At 64.4% G+C, this 15605-nt stretch carries 13 protein-coding genes; 3 read left to right on the top strand and 10 right to left on the bottom strand.

Features of this window, described 5'->3' with window-relative positions; translation table 11 throughout:
* Window positions 1–10: 10 nt before the first annotated feature.
* From cynS to CVS48_RS25390, 6 genes are all read right to left on the bottom strand, one after another.
* Entirely contained in the window at window positions 11–454 is a 444-nt protein-coding gene (cynS, locus tag CVS48_RS25415; protein ID WP_100857857.1) for a cyanase, read from the bottom strand.
* Between the two features lie 11 nt (window positions 455–465).
* Window positions 466–1260, bottom strand: coding sequence for an ABC transporter ATP-binding protein (locus tag CVS48_RS25410; protein ID WP_100856869.1), 795 nt, complete (start codon window positions 1258–1260; stop codon window positions 466–468).
* A 4-nt stretch (window positions 1261–1264) separates the two neighbouring features.
* A complete protein-coding gene (ntrB, locus tag CVS48_RS25405) occupies window positions 1265–2107 on the bottom strand; it encodes a nitrate ABC transporter permease (RefSeq protein WP_100856868.1) in 843 nt (280 codons plus the stop codon).
* Entirely contained in the window at window positions 2107–3453 is a 1347-nt protein-coding gene (locus CVS48_RS25400; protein ID WP_100856867.1) for a CmpA/NrtA family ABC transporter substrate-binding protein, read from the bottom strand. The genes ntrB and CVS48_RS25400 overlap by 1 nt, the downstream gene beginning before the upstream one ends.
* Window positions 3454–3589: 136 nt before the next feature.
* Window positions 3590–4228, bottom strand: coding sequence for a response regulator (locus tag CVS48_RS25395; protein ID WP_050450344.1), 639 nt, complete (start codon window positions 4226–4228; stop codon window positions 3590–3592).
* A gap of 36 nt (window positions 4229–4264) precedes the next feature.
* Window positions 4265–5407, bottom strand: a complete 1143-nt coding sequence (locus tag CVS48_RS25390) for a sensor histidine kinase (RefSeq protein ID WP_100856866.1) — start codon at window positions 5405–5407, stop codon at window positions 4265–4267.
* Window positions 5408–6320: 913 nt separating this feature from the next.
* Between CVS48_RS25390 and hydA the strand changes: the two genes are divergently transcribed.
* On the top strand, window positions 6321–7790 hold the full coding sequence (hydA, locus tag CVS48_RS25385; RefSeq protein WP_100856865.1) for a dihydropyrimidinase: 1470 nt from the start codon (window positions 6321–6323) through the stop codon (window positions 7788–7790).
* Between the two features lie 95 nt (window positions 7791–7885).
* A complete protein-coding gene (locus CVS48_RS25380; protein WP_172616243.1) occupies window positions 7886–8818 on the top strand; it encodes an N-carbamoyl-D-amino-acid hydrolase in 933 nt (310 codons plus the stop codon).
* Here the strand turns inward: CVS48_RS25380 and CVS48_RS25375 are convergent.
* Window positions 8815–9762: a LysR family transcriptional regulator gene (locus tag CVS48_RS25375; RefSeq protein ID WP_100856863.1), complete on the bottom strand. Its 948-nt coding sequence runs from the start codon at window positions 9760–9762 to the stop codon at window positions 8815–8817. The genes CVS48_RS25380 and CVS48_RS25375 overlap by 4 nt on opposite strands.
* A gap of 76 nt (window positions 9763–9838) precedes the next feature.
* On the opposite strand from CVS48_RS25375, the gene CVS48_RS25370 reads away from it, so the two are divergent.
* Complete coding sequence (locus tag CVS48_RS25370) at window positions 9839–10492, top strand: aspartate/glutamate racemase family protein (protein ID WP_100856862.1); 654 nt, start codon at window positions 9839–9841, stop codon at window positions 10490–10492.
* Between the two features lie 217 nt (window positions 10493–10709).
* Here the strand turns inward: CVS48_RS25370 and CVS48_RS25365 are convergent, their stop codons facing one another.
* The 3 genes from CVS48_RS25365 to CVS48_RS25355 all read right to left on the bottom strand — a co-directional run bounded on the left by CVS48_RS25365 (window position 10710) and on the right by CVS48_RS25355 (window position 15598).
* A complete protein-coding gene (locus CVS48_RS25365) occupies window positions 10710–12470 on the bottom strand; it encodes an ABC transporter ATP-binding protein (protein ID WP_100856861.1) in 1761 nt (586 codons plus the stop codon).
* A gap of 12 nt (window positions 12471–12482) precedes the next feature.
* On the bottom strand, window positions 12483–13937 hold the full coding sequence (locus CVS48_RS25360; protein WP_100856860.1) for an amidohydrolase family protein: 1455 nt from the start codon (window positions 13935–13937) through the stop codon (window positions 12483–12485).
* 83 nt (window positions 13938–14020) lie between these two features.
* Window positions 14021–15598: an ABC transporter substrate-binding protein gene (locus CVS48_RS25355; RefSeq protein WP_100856859.1), complete on the bottom strand. Its 1578-nt coding sequence runs from the start codon at window positions 15596–15598 to the stop codon at window positions 14021–14023.
* Window positions 15599–15605: the final 7 nt, after the last annotated feature.

The raw sequence follows: 15605 nt of genomic DNA, 5'->3' as shown, positions 1-15605 counted from the left end.
GCTCAACGCATCAATACATCTTGTACGGCAGGAACTTGCCGCTCATCACGATCTGCACGCGATCGCCCTTGGGGTCGGCTTCGCGCTGCAAGTCCATCTTGAAATCGATGGCGCTCATGATGCCGTCGCCGAATTCTTCATTGATCAAGGCCTTGAACGTGGTGCCGTAGACGTTGATCAGCTCATAGAAGCGGTAGATCAGCGGGTCGGTGGGCACCGTGGTGGGCAGCGAGCCCTTGTAGGGCACCACTTGCAACTGCACCACGGCGTCGTCGGGCAGGTCCAGGATGCGGGCGGCGGCCAGGGCTTGTTCCTCGGTCAGCGTCATCTGGCCCAGCAGCGCGGCGGTGGTCCATTCCTTGCTTTGGCCAACGGCTTCAGCGATGGCGCTCCAGGACAGCTTTTTTTCCAGTTTGCGGGTAACGACCAGTTCGGTCACTTCAGCGCGGGACATCATGATGGGTGTCACTCCTTGTGGGATGCCTTGTCGACCAGGAAGTCGACGAGATGGTTGCGGATATCGTAATAGCGGGGTTCGTGATGCAGGCTGGCGCGGGTCCGGTCGCGCGGCAGATCGACGCTGACGGACTCGGCAATGCGGGCGTATGGGCCCGCGCTCATGAGCAGGATGCGGTCCGACAGCAGAATGGCTTCGTCCACGTCGTGCGTGATCATGAATACGGTCTGGCGGGTTTGCTGCACGATGCCGCGCAGCTCGTCCTGGATGGTGCCGCGCGTCAACGCGTCCAGCGCGCCGAAAGGCTCGTCCAGCAACAGCATTTTGGGCTGGATGGCGAAGGCGCGTGCAATACCCACGCGCTGCTTCATGCCGCCCGACAGTTCGCTGGGCTTCTTGCCCGCCGCCTGCGCCAGGCCCACCATGTCCAGGTAGCGCAGGCTGTGTTCGCGCACTTGCTCGAGGGTATAGGCGGGCCAGCGCGAACGCACGCCGAATTCCACGTTTTGCAGCGCGGTCAGCCAGGGCAGCAGCGCATGCGCCTGGAACACCACGCCGCGTTCGAGCGACGGGCCCGAGATCTGGCGGCCGTCCATGATGACGACGCCTTCGTTGGTGTCGTCGATGCCGGCCAGCACGTTCAGGATGGTGGTCTTGCCGCAGCCGGAATGGCCGATCACGCAGACGAACTGGCCTTGCTCGATGTCGAAGTCAACGTTCTCGAAGACGGGCGGCTGGGGCTGGCCGTTGCGCCCCGGGTAGCGTTTGCCAAGGCCTTGGACTTGCAGGAATGCATGGCTCATGGCGTTACTCCCGATAGCTGACCAGCCGCGCGACGCGAGCCAGCGCGGTGTCCAGCAGCATGCCGATCAGGCCGATGAAAAAGATGGCGCAGATGATGTTGGCAATCGACAGGTTGTTCCATTCATTCCACACGAAGTAGCCGATGCCCGTGCCGCCGATCAGCATTTCGGCGGCCACGATCACCAGCCAGGCGATGCCTACGGATATGCGCATGCCGGTCATGATGGTGGGCGCGGCGGCGGGCAAGATCACCTGCAAGGCGGTGCGCAGGCGTGACACTTCCAGCGTGCGCGCCACGTTCAGCCAATCTTGCCGCACGGCGCCTACGCCGAAGGCGGTATTCACCAGCATCGGCCACAGCGAGCAGATGAAGATCACGAAGATGGCGGACGTGTCGGCGTCCTTGATGGTGTAGAGCGCCAGCGGCATCCAGGCCAGCGGTGAAATTGGTTTGAGCACCTGGATGAAGGGGTCAAAGGCGCGGTAGACGGTCTTGGACATGCCGATCAGAAAGCCCAGCGGTATCGCCACCAGCGCGGCCAGGCTGAAGCCGGCCAGCACGCGCGCTATCGAATAGCCCAGTTGCACGCCGATGCCCTTGTCGTTGGGGCCACGGTCGTAGAACGGGTCTTTCAGGTGTTGCCACAGTTTTTCGCCAACGTCGGCCGGGCCGGGAAACGGCGTCTTGGAGCCGCTGGCCGCGGCATTGCCGACCAGCGCGGCGTAGGCCGGGTCCACCGTCACGTCGCCCGCATCGGGGCGCGTGGCGGCGTGCCACAGCAGCAGGAACGCCAGGAACAGCGCGACGGACAGGAACGTCGCCCGCCAATATTGCACTGACCGCATCAGGCTCTCCGGATCTTGAAGCTGGCCAGGTAGGCCTCGGGCTGGGCGGGGTCAAACGGCTTGCCCATGACGCTGAAGGTCTTGGCTGTTTCGGCGGGCGGGGTCAGGCCGGCCTCGCGCATCAGGCGCACGGCGTCGGTCGCCAGGAAGACCTCGCTGGCGACCTTCTGGTAGTCGATGTCACCCTTGACCTGGCCCCAGCGCTTCATCTGCGTCAGGATCCACACGGCGAACGACTGCCACGGCATGGGATCGAAGTCGATGCGGTTGGGGTCGGTCAGCACTTTGCCCAGGCCGTCGGCGTAGGTGCCGGTCAGCACTTGTTCGACCACGGTGACGGGCTGGTTCAGGTAGTTGGGCGCGGCGATGGCGGCGGCGATTTCCTTGCGATGCGCTGGGTTGCGGGCGTAGGCGGTGGCTTCGATGATGGACTTCAACAAGGCCTGGTAGGTGTTGGGCATGGTCTTCACGAATTCCTGGCTGGCGGCGAAGGCGCAGCAGGGGTGACCGTCCCAGATGTTCTTGGACAGGGTGTGGATGAAGCCCACGCCGTCGTAGACCGCGCGCTGGTTGACCGGGTCAGGAGCCAGGAAGCCGTCGATGTTGTCGGCGCGCAGGTTGGCCACCATTTCAGGGGGCGGCACGGAACGGATCTGCACGTCGGTGTCGGGGTCCAGGCCGTGTTCGGCCAGGTAGTAGCGCAACAGGTAGTTGTGCATGGAATAGTCGAACGGCACGGCAAACTTGAAGCCCTTCCAGTCCTTGGGGTCGCGGCGGTCCTTGTGTTTCATGGACAGCGTGATGGCCTGGCCGTTGATGTTTTCCACGGCGGGCATGGTCCACGGCACGGCGCGGCTGGCGCCGACGCCCAGCGAGATGGCCAGCGGCATGGGGGACAACATGTGGGCGGCGTCGTATTCGCCGGACATGGCCTTGTCACGCACCAGCGCCCAGCCGGCGGTCTTGACCACTTCCACGTCAAGCCCTTGCTTGGCGTAGAAGCCCATGGGGTGCGCCATGATGATGGGCGTGGCGCAGGTGATGGGAATGAAGCCGACCTTCAGCTTTTGTTTTTCCAGCGGGCCGGTGGATTGCGCGAAGGCTTCGCGGGCGGCGGCCAGCGGAAAGATCGACGCAATGGCGGCCATGGCGGTGCCGCCGCCCACCGCGCGCAGGAAGCGGCGGCGCAGGCCGTCTTCCGGGAACAGGGCGCGCATCACCGCCTGGTCGACGGCGTTGTCCGTGACGGATTGCACGGCGCGTTCGTGTTCGGCTTGCGAGGCGTGGCGACCGCAGCCGCAGGCAAGACGGCTGTTGGCGTCGAACGGATTGCTGAATAGGGACATGGGATGGCTCCGGCCAGAGGGGGATTGGAGCCATCATGGGGCCGGGTGCGCGGGGCCGGTATCCCCGGTTCGACGATATGCGTGTAGGGGGTCTACTACGCGGTGCGACGCTGCGCCGTGCTGGTGCGCAAGGTGGCTACAGCGCACCCAGGTGGTGCGTGTTGGCGTAGGCCACCAGTTCCACGAGCGTGCGCACGCCGAGCTTTTCGAAGATGCGGCTGCGGTAGGTGGAGATGGTGTTGACCGACAGGGCCAGCTGTTCGCCGATGGCGGATACCGAACGGCCGGCCACCAGCAATTGCAAGACCTGGAATTCGCGGTTGGACAGTTGTTCGTGCGGGGGGCGGGTGCTGTCTTGGCGCACGGTGTGGGCCAGCAGTTCGGCCACGGTGGGGGTGACGTAGAGCTTGCCGGCGGCGGCGTTGATCAGGGCGGACAGCAGTTCGTCGGGGTCGCAGCCTTTGTTCAGGTAGGCGTGGGCGCCGGTGCGCAGGGCGCGCACGGCGAACTGGGTTTCGGGGTAGACGGACAGCATGACGACGCCCAGGGCGGGGTAGTCGGCGCGCACGGTTTTCAGGACGTCGAGCCCGTCGCGTTCGCCCAGGGCCACGTCCAGCACCATGGCGTCGTAACGGGTCTGGCGCAGGGCGCGCAGGGCGGAAGGGGCGTCGGCGGCTTCGTGTACGAGGGCGACGCGCGGGTCTTCTTCCAGGATGCGGGCCAGGCCACGGCGGATGATGAGGTGGTCGTCGACGATGAGCAGGTTCAGGGCCATGGGGCGGGACAAGTAGGGTTCAGGCGCAGGCGGGATTCAGGCGCGGGTAGGATTCAGGCGCAGGCGGGCGCGCATGCCGGCGCCGGGGGCGCTGTCCAGGGCAAGGTCTCCGCCGATGCCGCGGGCACGTTCGCGCATGCCAAGGATGCCGAAGGTGTGGCGGGCTTCGGGCAGTTGCATGCCGATGCCGTCGTCTTCCACGGTAAGCAGCAGGCCGTCGTCGCTCCAGACGGCGCTGACGCTGACGCTGCGGGCGCAGGCGTGACGCTGCACGTTGGTCAGCAGTTCCTGGACGATGCGGTAGACGGCGATCTCGGCGTTGCGGTCAAGGCGGCGGCGTTCGGTGTCGGGCGGGCACAGGTAGCGGCATTGCAGGCCGGTGCGGGTTTGCAGGTCTTGCAGCAGGGTTTCCAGGGCGGCCCACAGGCCCAGATGGTCAAGGACGACGGGGCGCAGGTCGCTGAGGATGCGGCGGGTGGCGCCCATGGCGGTCTGGGTGACTTCCAGCATGCGGTCGACGTGGGTTTGCAGGGCGGGCGTGGCGCCGAGTTGGCGGCGCAGCCAGTTCAGGTCCAGTTGCAGGGCGGTGAAGGAGGCGCCCAGGTCGTCATGGATGTTGCGGGCGATGTGGGTGCGTTCTTCTTCGCGCAGGGTGGATAGGTGGGAGGACAGGCGCCGCAGGGAATCATGGGCGTTGCTGAGTTCGGCGGTGCGTTCGCCGACGCGGCGTTCCAGCAGGGCCTGGGTGCTGTGCAGTTCACGTTCGATGCGCTTGCGGTCGGTGATGTCTGAAAACGTGACGACGGCGCCGACAACTTCCTGTTCGTTGCGGATGGGGTAGGAGGCGTATTGGGCATCAAAGCAGGAACCGTCGCGGCGCCAGAGCACTTCGTCGTCCACGCGCACGCCGCGGCCTTCGCGAAAGGCCTGGAAGATGCGGCAGTCATGCACGGGCATCAGGGCGCGGTTGGCGTGGGAGTGATGGATGAGGTAGTGCATGTTGCGGCCAACGACTTCGTCGGGGGTGTAGCCCAGCAAGGTGGCGCCGGCGCCGTTGATGAAGATGCAACGGCCACGCAGATCAATCCCGTAAATGCCTTCGCCAGCGGATTCCAGCAGCATTTCCAACTGGCGACGCCAGGCGGCGTGATGGGATAGATGGTTCAGGTCGGCGAACATGGTGGGGTTTATTGCGGCGCGGGGCGGATTTTTGGGGAGTGTACGGGAGGCTTGGTGTGGAGGGCGTGAGGGAATGCCCTTGGTGTGCGGGGGGCTTGAAATGCTTGGGACGTGGTTCTTGGGGCGCACGGGGGTGTGGTTCTTGAGACGCCCGGGGTGTGATTCTAGAGATGCACGCGGCGTGGTTCTTGATATGCCTGGGCGTGGTTCTTTAGACGCCCGGGGCGGCGGCGTCCTGGCGGCGCGGGTCAACGATTGCGGTCCGGAGCCTTCGCTCCGGACTGCCCCCTTGTCATCCTCGTTGCCGCCTGCGGCGGCTGCCTTCGGATTCCCTCGGGCTTATCGACTCCCCGCGCCACCAGGCCGCCACCACCCCGAGCTGCGCCACGGAAACTTGTCGGTCGCTGGGGCGGGTGGTGTGCTTGGCATGCTTCTGGGGGCTGGTGTTGGATTGGAAGAGTGTGCAGGGCCGCCAAAGCCGGCCGCGCGGGCGGCCTCTTTTGGCATCGCGTCCGACGGTACTTTGTAGGATGGGTGAAGCGCGGCACACCCGCCACGCGAAATCGGCTGCGCAACGCGCGCAACCCATCACCATCCCCCCAACACCAACACCAACGCCACTACGACGCGCCGGTCGAACGGCACATGCCCCGATATCGAGGGGAAACCCGATATAAAACTTTGCACAGCGCCCATGATCCACGGTTATGCGTGGCCGCTGTCGCCATCCCCGCCCACCCTCGAAACATCAATCCAATCAACCCCTTAGCCACAACGCCCACCCCCGCCGGCGCCCAACGCGCAGCGTTTCCTTGCGGTATCGGATTTTTCCGGACGCATGCATGCTTCCTACCTTAAGCCGTGCCCGCCATCCGGCGCGTCACGGCATGCAATCCTTGTGTCCCTTCCCCACATGACCGACTTCGATCTGACTCTGCACAACGGCCGCATCATCACGGCGGAAGCCGATTTCATGGGTGATATCGGCATTGTCGACGGCGTTATCACCGCGATTTCCACGACGCTGCCGCCAGGCAAACGCGCCATCGACGTCGCCGGTCGACTGGTCATGCCCGGTGGCATCGATAGCCACTGCCACGTTGAACAACTGTCCAGCATGGGCGTGCTGTGCGCCGATGACTGGTACAGCGCATCCGTGTCCGCGGCCCATGGTGGCAACACCACTATCGTTCCGTTCGCTGCCCAGCACCGGGGCCAGTCGCTGCGCCAGGTGGCGGATGACTATGCCGCCTCGGCCGCCGCGAAGTCGGTCATCGACTTCAGCTATCACCTGATCATCTCCGACCCCACGCCGCAGACGCTCAACCACGATCTGCCCGAACTCATCCGCGCCGGCATCACGTCGTTCAAGGTCTTCATGACCTACGACAAGCTGAAGCTGGACGACAAGCAGTTGCTGGATGTGTTCGCCATCGCCGCGCGCGAAGGCGCCTTGCCGATGGTGCACGCCGAGAACAATGACGTGATCAGCTGGATTGCGCGTCATCTGCTGGCCGCGGGCCACACGGCGCCGAAGTACCACGCGGTCAGTCACGACCCTATTGCCGAGAACGAAGCCACGCAGCGCGCCATCAGCCTGGCGTCCGTGCTGGAAGTGCCGGTGCTGATCGTGCACGTGTCGACCCAGGGCGGGGCGCAGGCGATCCATGCCGCGCAGACGCTGGGTGCGCCGGTGTACGGCGAGACTTGCCCGCACTACCTGCTGCTGACGGCGGAAGATATTGATATTCCCGGCGTCGAAGGCGCCAAGTTCTGCTGCAGTCCGCCGCCGCGCGATCCGGTGTCGCAGCAGGCGCTGTGGCAAAGCCTGGACAGCGGCACGCTGGCGCTGTTGTCGTCCGACCATGCGCCGTACCGCTACGACGAGTCGGGCAAGCTGCCCGCCGGCGACGCCACCACCTTCAAGCAGATCGCCAACGGCCTGCCGGGGTTGGAAGTGCGCATGCCGTTGCTGTTTTCCGAAGGCGTGCGCAGCGGCCGGCTGAGCTTGCAGCAATTCGTGCAACTGACATCTACCAACCACGCCCGCATGTACGGTCTGTATCCGAAGAAGGGCACGATTTCCGTCGGCGCGGATGCCGACATCGCCATCTGGGACCCCGAGCGTGTTGTCGCGTTGACCGCTGATGGTCTGCACGACAACGTGGGCTATACGCCGTATGAAGGGCGCACGGTGACCGGTTGGCCCACCACCGTGATCAGCCGGGGCGAAGTGATTGTGGACGACGGCGTGCTGCACGCCGAACGTGGACGCGGGCGTTTCATTGCGCGCGGCTTGCCTGCCCCGCTGCAAAAAGCGCGTGAGATCTCGCCGCGCGCCGCCTTGCTGCGCAAGATTTTTCCCAACATGGTTGAGCCGTAGATCGAGCTGTGATCCCCGGCGCATTGCACTTGAACACCATTCGATAAGAACTCCTGGAGATTGACATCGTGAGTAACGCATCCCCCGCCCGCAAGATGGGCCTGGCGGTCGCCCAGATGGGCGCCGTGAACCTTGCCGACACCCGCGCGGTGGTCGTGCGCCGCCTGGTCGAGATGATGCGCGAGGCCGCTGGTCGCAAGGCGGAATTTGTCGTGTTCCCGGAATTGGCGCTGACGACCTTCTTCCCGCGCTACTGGATGGAAGACGCCGAAGCCGTGGACCGCTATTTTGAAAAGTCCATGCCCAATGCCGATGTGCAGCCGCTGTTCGACACGGCGCGCGAGCTGGGCATCGGCTTCTACCTGGGCTATGCGGAAGTGACGCCGGAAGGCCGTCAGTTCAACACCGCCATCCTGGTGGACCGCAGCGCGAAGATCATCGGCAAGTACCGCAAGATCCATCTGCCGGGCCATTCGGACCACAAGGTGGATGCGCCGTTCCAGCATCTGGAGAAGAAGTTCTTTGAAGTGGGGGATCTGGGCTTTGGCGTGTGGGAGACCAACGACGTCAAGATCGGCATGTGCTTGTGCAATGACCGCCGCTGGCCCGAGACGTACCGCGTGATGTCGCTGCAAAGCGCCGAGCTGATCGTGCTGGGCTACAACACGCCGTCGCTGAATATCCACTGGGACGAACCCGCGCACTGGCGCACCACCACGCACGAGATCGTGTTGCAGGCCAGCGCCTATCAGAATGCGGTGTGGGTCGGCGCCGCCGCCAAATGCGGCCATGAAGACGGTCACCACATGATCGGCAGTTCGATGATCGTGGCGCCGTCCGGTGAGATCGTGGCACGTTCCAGCGGCGAGGAAGACGAAGTCATTACCGCGAAGATCGATCTGGGCATGGGCCAGACCTTCCGCGAACACGTCTTCAATTTCGCCAAGCATCGCAGCCCGCATCACTACAAGCTGATCACCGAGCGCACGGGCGCGGGCGACCCGCTGCCCGTGCCGGAAGTGGTTTAAGCCCGGTTGATGATTGCCTGCGTCATTGCAGGCAATTCTTTTTTTACGATCTGGGAAAACTGCGCCAGGAAGGCCTTGGCAATGGATGGCGGAGGTTCAATCCGGGAATGGGACACGTGCACCGAGAGCGAAATCGCTGGCTCGATACGACGCACCACGATGCCGTGCATCAGCGTATCCGTGAGGCCGTAAGAATCCACCAGGGCCACGCCGACGCCCTGGCGCACGAACGAGCACGCCGTCTGGGACGAGCGCACCTCGATGGCCGGGGTGATTTGCGGACCCAGGTAGTTGTGCAGGGTTTCGCCCAGTGGCGTGTCGCGGCCGTAGCCCACCAGCATCTCGCCCGCCAGCATTGCCGGCTTGATGACGCTTTCTCGCGCCAGCCGATGGCCGGCGCGCAGCACGCAGACGATTTCGCCTTGCGCGAGTTCGCTGGTGATCAGGTTGGGGTGTTCGGGCTTGAACGTGGAGATGGCAATGTCCGCATGCCCCAGCAGCAGTTGGGGCAGCAGCGCGTCCATGCCCAGCGGCCGGTAGCGGATGCGCACGCCGGGATTGCGGGCGCAGAACTTTGCGGTGGCCGCTGGAATCAGCCATTCGCCGAAGCTGGGGCTGGACACCACGCTGACCAGGCCACCGCCATGGCCCGCCAAACCGGCGGCCATGTCGTTCAAGCGGTTGACGCCAGCCTGAATGGATTCCACTTCCTGGAAAAGTTTGCGCGCTTCCTTGGTGGGATGCAGACGGCCTTTGAACCGTTCAAACAGCGCGTATCCCAGACGCAGTTCTATCGACGCCAGTACTCGGCTGATGGCGGGTTGCGTCACATGCAGCAGCCGCCCCGCGGCGCTGAGCGATCCCGTGATCATGATGGCGTGAAACACCTCGATCTGCCGCAGGTTTAGTGGGCCAGACCGGACATTCCGGGGTAATTCCGACATGCTGCTTTCTTTCCTCTTGACCTGAGCGGTGCGCGCACAGCGCGTGTCCGCTTCTTTGCAGGGATTCTACTCAATCATGTCCAACGCTCGCATCACTCTCGTTAACCCGAACTCCTTGACCGGTGTGACGGAAGCTATCGAACGCGCGGTCGCACCGTTCCAACGCCTGCCGTTGGCGTTTCGCTGCCTGACTTCCACGGGCGGCCCGGCCGGCATCCAGACGCAGGCCGAAGCCGACGCCTGCATTGCGCCGATGGCGCGGTTGTTTGTGCAAGAGGCGGCTGCCACCGACGCATTCATCGTCGCGTGCTTCAGCGACCCCGGCCTGCATGGACTGCGGGATCTGGTGCCGGCGCCGGTGCTGGGTATTGGTGAGTGTTCGGTGCTGACGGCCATGAGCATGGCGACCCGCATCGGAGTTATTGCGATTGCGAGGGCGTCGATTCCCAGGCATCTTCGGTATTTCAGGTCGATGGGGGTGGCGGATCGCATTTGCGCGGAGTTGTCGCTGGATATGAAAGTCAGCGAGTTGGCCGACGCCGAGCTGGCCTTTGCGCGCATGGTGACAGTGGGCAAGACGCTGCGCGATGCGCACGGCGCCGAGGTGCTGATCATGGGCTGCGCCGGCATGGCCGACCTGCGTGGCCGGCTGGAAGACGCTTGCCGGTTGCCGGTGGTGGAGCCGACGCAGGCGGCGGTGGGAATGGCGGCGGGGCGGGTTTTGGTGTGATTGGGGGGGTGATGGGTTACGCGCGATTGGCGGGCGGTTTACGGATGCCGAATCGTGCGCGCTTCACCCATCCTACGGGGGGTGGGTGATGGGTTTGCGCGTTGGGGGGCTCGTCCTTTTGAAGGGTTTCTCGCGCTACACCCATCCTACGCTTTGTAGGATGGGTGTAGCGCGGCAAGGCGATGACAAGAACCACGCCTTCTATCGCGCGCAACCATCACGCCGCCTGCTGCACAAAATGCCCCGGGGCAACTTGCACCAATTGCGCAACGTGGGGGTTGTTGCCGACCTTGCGGATAGGACTCGGAATTTCCCGCGCGGCGCGCATCGTGCGTTGATGACGGCGCGCCGGATCGGGAATCGGCACCGCCGACAACAGGCTCTGCGTGTACGGATGGCGCGGGCGATGCAGCACTTCCTGCGTAGGTCCTATCTCGACAATCTGCCCCATGACCATCACGGCCACGCGGTGGCTGACTTTCTCCACCACGGCCATATCGTGCGAGATGAACAGATACGACAAGCCCATCTCGGCCTGCAATTCCTTCATCAGATCAAGCACGCGCGCCTGCACTGACACGTCCAGCGCTGATACCGGTTCATCGGCCACGATGATCTTCGGGTTCACCGATAGCGCGCGCGCAATGCACAGGCGCTGGCGCTGCCCGCCTGAAAACTGGTGCGCATACCGGTCGAGGAATTCCCGCGGCAGGTTGACCCGTTCCAGCAGTTGCGCGGCGCGTTCGCGGCGTTGTTCGCGTGTGTAGCCGCCATGTACTTTCAAGGGTTCGCTGACCAGATCCCAGGCGTGCAGGCGCGGGTTCAGCGACGCATAGGGGTCCTGGAAAATCATCTGGATATGACGCCGCATGTCGCGCATCTTGTCGGGCGTCAATTGCGTGACGTCCTGGCCCACCAGCCGGATCACGCCTTCGGTCGGCTGTACCAGCTTCATCAGCAAGCGCCCCGTGGTCGACTTGCCCGAGCCGGACTCACCCACCAGCGCCAGGGTCTCGCCCGCGCGCAGCGTGAACGACACGCCTTCCACCGCATGCACGTTGGCCACCACCTTGCCGAATGCGCCCGACTTCACGGGAAAGCGCTTGGCCAGCCCCGAGACTTCCAGCACGGTCGGACGGTCTTGCAGAACGGCCTCGTCGGGTGAACCATCTCCCAGCTTCGGCACAGCGGCCAGCAGATCCCGCGTATAGGGTTGCTGCGGCGCGTCGAACAACGCTTCCGTGATGTTTTCCTCAACCTTGTCGCCGTGGCGCATCACCACCACGCGGTCGGCAATCTCGGCCACCACACCCATGTCGTGCGTGATGAACAGCACAGCCATGCCCACATCGCGTTGCAGGTCACGGATCAGGTCGATGATCTCGGCCTGCACGGTGACGTCCAGCGCGGTGGTTGGTTCATCGGCAATCAACAGTTGCGGCCGGCAGGCCAGCGCCATCGCGATCATCACGCGCTGGCGCATGCCGCCGGACAGGTCGCCGGGGTATTGCGTCATGCGGCGTTGCGGCTCAGACATCTTCACCGCCACCAGCATCGCCTCTGCCTTGGTCCAGGCTTGCTCGCGCGAAATGTCCTGGTGCAGCAGATAGACCTCGGCCAACTGGTCACCCACCGTCATCACCGGGTTCAGCGATGTCATGGGCTCCTGGAAGATCATCGATATCTCGTTGCCCCGGATGCGCCGCAACGCCGATTCCGGCAGCTTGAACAGATCCACTTCCTGGCCGTCACGCGGCACGAAACGCGCCGCGCCCGACGCGATGCGGCCCCCGGCGCGTTCGATCAGGCGCAGCAGGGACAGCGCCGTGACCGATTTTCCGGACCCCGACTCGCCCACCAGCGCCACCGTTTCACCGCGGCCTATGGTGAAGTCCAAGGCCTTCACGGCGCGGTACGGCTTGGCGCGGGCGCCGAACTCCACGCTCAAGCCCTGCACGGCCAGTAGTGTTTCGCTCATCAAAACTCTCCGTTAGGCGCGGCTGGGGAACACGCGCGGCGACATGGCGTCGATGTCGCGGCCCGCATAGTCGCGCTGCGACACTGTTGCAATGGTCTGCGCCTGGGCGCGTTCCACTTCCTGCATGCAGTGTTCGATATCGATGGTCAGCAGTTGGCCGTTCTTGACCACTTGTTCGCCGTCCACATACACATCGCGAATGGCGCGGTCACCGGCCGAATAGATCAGGCTGCGCAGCGGCTCGCGGCCGGGGCGCATGTAGGGGTGCGACAGGTCGACCAGCGAAAAGTCGGCTTTGCCGCCCACCGCGATGCGACCGATGTCGTCGCGGCCCAGCATCTTGGCGCCATTCACCGTGGCGGCGTTGAACACCTCTTCGGTGGACGCCGCGCGGAAATGGCCGGCTTGCAGGCGAGCCACATAGCAGGCCAGGCGCATCTCATCCAGCATGTTGTGCGGGAAGGTGTCGGTGCCCAGGCCCACGTTGATGCCGGCACGCAGGTAACGGCCCAGGAATGTCAGCGCGATGCCACGGCGCACGAACACGGTGGGACAGTGCGCCACATGCGCGCCCGAGCGTTGCAGCAGGCCGAAGTCATCGGCATGCGGCCAGTACAGCGTGCGATGGTCGTTCAGGAAAATGCCGTGGCCGATGATCAGGTCCGGGTCAAGCAGGCCCTGGTCGTCCAGCCATTCGATGGGCGTGCGGCCGTGGCGGCGCGTCATCTCGGAAAATTCCACCACGCTTTGCGCGGCGTGGATCTGCATGGGTATGCCCAGGCGCCGCGCGGCGGCGTGCGCCTCTTTCAAGAGTTCGGGCGAGCAGGTATCCACCTGCGACGGGCACAGCATGGCGGACAGGCGGCCGCTGGGGTGCTTGACGGCGCTGTCCACCACGTCCAGCGCGGCTTCAAAGGATTTGACGGCGGCGGCCTCGTCCCAGGTGTATTCCACCGAGTGGCCGTCGGTGGTGCGCCAGGCGGCCGAGCGGAACATCGGGCCCAGCACGCCCCGGATGCCGGTGCCCGCCACCACGTCGGCCCAGCCCGGACGCGGCAGCGACATATCGACAAAGGTGGTCACGCCCGACAGCAGCATCTCGGACACGGCGACCTGGTTGGAATATTGCGCGGTTTCAATACCCATGCGGAACACGGGCATGTATTCGTACAGCGAGCTTTGGCCGAGCTTGTCGCTGCCCAACTCTTCCAGCAGGCCGCGGTTGCCGGGTTCGGATGACGGATGGGTGTGGACGTTGACCAGGCCCGGCATGGCCATCAGGCCGCTACCCGGCACGACGCTGTCGGCCGGGCCCGTATAGCCGGTGCCGGCGTGGATGACGGTGTTGCCGCGCATCACCAGATCGGCGTTTTCGATATAGACGTGCGAACCCAGGTCCGCGTCCCAGGCCACCAGGGTGGACAGATTCTTGAAATGGGTAATACGGGCTTGAGGGGTGTCGCTCACGGCAGGCTCTCTGTACGGCATGAAAGAAATGAAGCGGAAATGGCAGGGAAGGCGGCACGCTGATTGGCGCGCCGCCGGCAGGCTTACTTGAACGCGATGTCCAGGCCCTTATAGGCCGCGGCGCCAAAGATGCCGTGCGCGCGCATCGGCTTCATGCGCACGCCGCCCACCAGGTAGAGCGAGTCGTGGTACAGCGGGATCCACGCGGCGCCGTCCGAGATCTTGGTCAAGGCCTTGGACAGGATGGCGTCGCCTTCCTTGGGGTCCAGCGCCGCGCTGCCGTCGGCCAGCCATTTGTCGGTGTCGGCGTCCTTCCAGTTCATGCGGTTGGGCGTGGGGATGCTCGTGGACAGGAAGTAGCTGTTCAGCGCTTCACCCGTGCTCATGTAGCCAAAGCTCATGCTGAATTCATCGAATTCCTGCGTGGCCAGCTTGCCCCAGGCGGACGTCGAATCAAACAACTGCACGCGCAGGTCCACGCCAACCTTTTTCATGTCGCCTTGCACGGCTTCCATGATGTCTTTCCAGTAGCCGGTGATGCCGTAGTGCAGCAGCGACAGCTTCTGGCCGTCCTTGTAGCGGAAACCGTCGGACTGCTTTTTCCAGCCGGCTTCATCCAGCAGCTTGTTGGCGGCGGCGGGGTCGTAGCGGTAGGCGTCGTTGCTGCCGGCGGGCGTGTTGGTGGCCAGCATGCTGGTGGCGGGCTGTGCTTCGCCGAAGGTAATGGCTTCGGTCAGCGCCTTGCGGTTGATGGACAGATTGATGGCGCGGCGCACGTTCACGTCGGTCAGCATGGGCTTGTCGATCTTGAAGCCCAGGAAGAACGTCCAGTAGAACGGATCGGCGCGGCTCACGAACAGACGCTTGTCGGCCTTCAGGTCCTTGATGGCCCATTGCGGCAGATAGCGCGACAAGTCTGCCTGGCCGCTTTGCAGGGCGGTCAGGCGCGTGCTTTCCTCGGGCACGATCTTCCAGATGATCTTGTCGACCTTGGGCGTCGGGTCTTTGTAGATCGACGGGCCCCAGTTGTAGCCGGCGTGCTTGGTCAGCACCACTTCGTTGCGCGGCGACCAGCTTTGGAAGCAGTACGGGCCGGTGCCATCGAAGGCCTTGACCCCGTAGTCCGGACCCAGTTCCTTGACTTGGTCGATATTGATGACCGAGTGCATGTAATGCGCCATCTGCTGCAGCAGCTCGTTGTAGGGCTTCTTCAGCTTGTAGACCACGGTGACGTCGTCGGGCGCCGTGATGCTGTCCACCGGGCCGGCGCGCCAGCGCTCCAGGCCCTTGGTTTCAGGGTTCAGCCAACGTTCGTAGCTGGCCACCACGTCTTTGGCCGTCATCTTCCGGCCACTGCAGAACGTCACGTTGTCACGCAGCGCGAAGGTGTAGGTCAGGCCGTCGGGAGATACCGTCCAGCTCTTGGCCAGCGCAGGCACCGGCGTCTTCATGTCGTAGTCCAGGCCCACCATGGTGTCGGCGGCCATGAACAGCACTTCCGCCGCGCCGCGCGCCGTGGTGCGGTGCGGGTCGTACTTGTCGGTGTCGAGTTCGCGCAGGATCAGCACCGTCTTGTCGGATTGTGCGACGGCGTGCGTGGGCGCGGCCAGCAGGCAGGTCAGCGCCAAGGGCGCGACGGCCAGGCTTTTGATGAGCTTCATGGTGGTG

This window comes from Achromobacter spanius, assembly GCF_002812705.1.
GTDB classification, from domain to species: Bacteria; Pseudomonadota; Gammaproteobacteria; order Burkholderiales; family Burkholderiaceae_B; genus Achromobacter; species Achromobacter spanius.
Note: the sequence above shows the minus strand (reverse complement) of the source record. Positions and strands in the feature narration are given on the sequence as shown.

What these genes read in the sequence shown, in the direction of transcription:
- cynS (WP_100857857.1), bottom strand. Translation starts at nt 454, where the DNA reads ATGTCCCGCGCTGAAGTGACCGAACTGGTCGTTACCCGCAAACTGGAA.
- CVS48_RS25410 (WP_100856869.1), bottom strand. Translation starts at nt 1,260, where the DNA reads ATGAGCCATGCATTCCTGCAAGTCCAAGGCCTTGGCAAACGCTACCCG.
- ntrB (WP_100856868.1), bottom strand. Translation starts at nt 2,107, where the DNA reads ATGCGGTCAGTGCAATATTGGCGGGCGACGTTCCTGTCCGTCGCGCTG.
- CVS48_RS25400 (WP_100856867.1), bottom strand. Translation starts at nt 3,453, where the DNA reads ATGTCCCTATTCAGCAATCCGTTCGACGCCAACAGCCGTCTTGCCTGC.
- CVS48_RS25395 (WP_050450344.1), bottom strand. Translation starts at nt 4,228, where the DNA reads ATGGCCCTGAACCTGCTCATCGTCGACGACCACCTCATCATCCGCCGT.
- CVS48_RS25390 (WP_100856866.1), bottom strand. Translation starts at nt 5,407, where the DNA reads ATGTTCGCCGACCTGAACCATCTATCCCATCACGCCGCCTGGCGTCGC.
- hydA (WP_100856865.1), top strand. Translation starts at nt 6,321, where the DNA reads ATGACCGACTTCGATCTGACTCTGCACAACGGCCGCATCATCACGGCG.
- CVS48_RS25380 (WP_172616243.1), top strand. Translation starts at nt 7,886, where the DNA reads ATGGGCCTGGCGGTCGCCCAGATGGGCGCCGTGAACCTTGCCGACACC.
- CVS48_RS25375 (WP_100856863.1), bottom strand. Translation starts at nt 9,762, where the DNA reads ATGTCGGAATTACCCCGGAATGTCCGGTCTGGCCCACTAAACCTGCGG.
- CVS48_RS25370 (WP_100856862.1), top strand. Translation starts at nt 9,839, where the DNA reads ATGTCCAACGCTCGCATCACTCTCGTTAACCCGAACTCCTTGACCGGT.
- CVS48_RS25365 (WP_100856861.1), bottom strand. Translation starts at nt 12,470, where the DNA reads ATGAGCGAAACACTACTGGCCGTGCAGGGCTTGAGCGTGGAGTTCGGC.
- CVS48_RS25355 (WP_100856859.1), bottom strand. Translation starts at nt 15,598, where the DNA reads ATGAAGCTCATCAAAAGCCTGGCCGTCGCGCCCTTGGCGCTGACCTGC.